This window comes from Nodularia sp. UHCC 0506, assembly GCF_034931045.1.
In the GTDB taxonomy this organism is placed as follows: Bacteria; Cyanobacteriota; Cyanobacteriia; order Cyanobacteriales; family Nostocaceae; genus Nodularia.
Genome location: NZ_JAYGHH010000078.1, coordinates 1 through 2,839 on the forward strand (window position 1 = coordinate 1; position 2,839 = coordinate 2,839).

The 2,839-nt window shown below is 35.6% G+C and carries 1 protein-coding gene and 1 pseudogene; both read right to left on the minus strand.

Features of this window, described 5'->3' with window-relative positions; genetic code table 11:
• The coding region (locus VB654_RS24275) for an ATP-binding protein (protein ID WP_323216403.1) at nucleotides 1–1,433 on the minus strand (1,433 nt) is incomplete at its 3' end.
• Between the two features lie 934 nt (nucleotides 1,434–2,367).
• Nucleotides 2,368–2,839: pseudogene (locus VB654_RS24280) on the minus strand (hypothetical protein); the annotation flags it as partial.

Consider the following 2,839-nt stretch of genomic DNA (forward strand, 5'->3'; position numbering starts at 1 on the left):
AAATGAATGATCGGTATTGCTATATTAAATTGATTTACCAAGTCAAAAATTATAGCTTCTCTTTCATCGTTTGAAGTATTCTTTAACAATAATTGCCCAATACTGAGGTGAATTAATGGTTTTTCTTTTTTAGAAATCAAAGAATAAGCCGCTTGTTGTACCCGATCATGAATAAATTTGTATTTAGGCAACTGTTTCTGATTAACAGTAAATTTCCTATCTACTTGAGGATTTATTTGATCCTGACTATTTTTTGGAACTAACTCGGACATTTTAGCTTGTGGTAAAATTAGTCCTTGTAGTATTGCTGGCCATAAATCTGAAGCCGTATCTACTGCTAATTTTTCATGTACAATAGCCAAAAATTTTAAATCAAATTCGTTACCTATACAGGCAGCTAACTTGAGAACTTTCTGAGTTAGCATTGGCAATTTCCTCAGCTGAATTGACATGAACTCCACAACATCATCTGTGAGTGCTAATGCCTGAATACGTGATATATCATACTGCCAATTACTCAATTCAAGATTAAATCTAATTAGTCCGTCTTGATGTAAAACCTTAAGAAATTCATGAATAAAGAAAGAATTACCTTTGGTTTTAGCAAATACCATTTGTGTTAGATCAATCACATCATTTTCCGGACGGCACAAAGTATTAGCAATTAAACTATTTACATCACCCTGTGTTAAAGGTGTTAGCTTTATTTTATTAATAATGGCTCCGTTATTTTCCATTTCCTGAATAGCTAAATTCAGTGGATGTGATTTTGCCACTTTTTCTTCTCGATATGCACCAATCAGTAAGAGACTATTTTGGGTTTGCAGAGGAGCAACTAAAGAAATATTTTGACTACTATGATGGTTATGATTGATTAATAATTGAATTAATTTTAATGATGCTAAATCTGCCCATTGTAAATCATCTAAAAATATCACTAAAGGATGTTCCTTAGTCATAAAGACTTGGATGAATCTTTGCAGTAATAAATTGAATCGATTTTCGGCTGCACAGCCAGATAATTCTGTAATTTCTAGTTGTTTACCAATAATTAGTTCTAGTTCAGGAATGATATTAATAATTAATTGACCTTGTGTACCCAATGCTGACAATAGTTTAGACTTCCATTGTTGAATTTCAGCATCTGTTTCCAACAAAATTTGTCCGATTAAGTCCCGAAAAACTTGGATAAATCCGAACAAAGGAATATCTCGTTGAAATTGGTCATATTTCCCTTTAACAAAATAACTACGTTGCTGCACAATGTGTTTTTGAATCTCGTTAACCACTGCGGTTTTGCCAACTCCAGAGACTCCTGTAACTAGAATCGTTTCTGTTGTCCCACTACTAATGCGCTCAAAAGCTGCAAGTAATTTTTCTACTTCTGTTTGGCGGCCATACAGTTTTTCAGAAATCAGGAAAAAGTTAGACATATTTTTTAGTCCTAACTTGAATTTTGTGATCTTGCCTGTATTTTGCTATTGCTGGCGGCATTGCTTGACCATAAATATTTTAATAACATTTCTCAATATTAAGATTGGCATTGGTGAAGAATTGAATTTTGTGCAGTCGTAGGAAAGGAATACTAAAACGTATCAGTTTGATGTTAAAAGTGATGAGGTGAATTAATCTATCGACGGGTTTGATATAGCAGCCCTAAGTCCTAAATTTTTTTTAGCTGAGAGTATCACTCAATTGCTGAAACATTGAAAATTTTTTGTTTTTCTTCTCCGTGAACACAGAGACTGAAGACTAAATATTTTAGATTTCAGATGTTTATTTAATTCAAAATTTAAAATCTAAAATCGCTTAGGTCATTTAGGGTTGCTATATGTTGATAGATAATGGGAAGGTCATTCCTTTCGGTGGGGAACGTGACACGATAAGCGCAACTATGTCTGTCAGCGCTTGACTTTATGGCGATGTAGTTTTTATGAAATAGTAAATATAGTATCATAGAATACAGAAAATGTTGAGGCACTTTAAAACATTCTTTTTCTTTTTTAGTATTCCCTAAATACTTATCTGAAGTATAGGAATCCGGTTTGGTTTATGTTCGCGTAGCGTGGCGTAGCCATATTTACTCGTAGAGGTAGGGAACAGGGAACAGGGAACAGGGAACAGGGAAGAAGGAATCAAGGAATAGGTCGTTTTGTATGGCTTACGCCACGCAAGCTATCAAAATTCAAATAGGAGTCCTATATTACATCACATTCAAAAAACGTAATTACTCAATAATCTGGGGCAAATATAGCTGGGCTTAGAGCGGTAGCGGGGCGTTTAGCCTGTGCTGAGTAGGGCGGGTTGATAAAAATTATTATTGGTAATCCGCCCCAATTGTTGAGCGGATACCTCTTACTGATTAACTTAAATTTCAGCTACAGCTCGTTCAATCAATCGACGTGCCAAAGTTTGCGTACCTGTGTGTTCATAGTAATTGGTGGCGACATCTAGGAAAGCAGCCAGATAATCTAACTTGTCATCAGCTAATTGCACAAAATTTTGCAAATTGCCAACTACTTTTTGTGGTGTTAAATTATTTTGGGTAACTAGCCCACTCATCCAACCTTGAACGGAGTTAAAGCTTTCGCCGATAAAGTTTAATTTCCCACTAGCATTTTTACCTGGAATTGCATCTTGAATGCCTTGGAAGGTCGAGTTTTGTTCTAACTCCTGGGGATTCATTTGATTCAGTCCAGATAATGCCTTGTCAATGAAGTTTGGCCCTAGAGGGATTAAACCATCAACACAAACCAAAGCCACCATCCGAATCAGAGACTCACCACTATACTCGCGCAAAGAAGCGACAAAATCGCCAATGCTATCTCCGGGAATACCG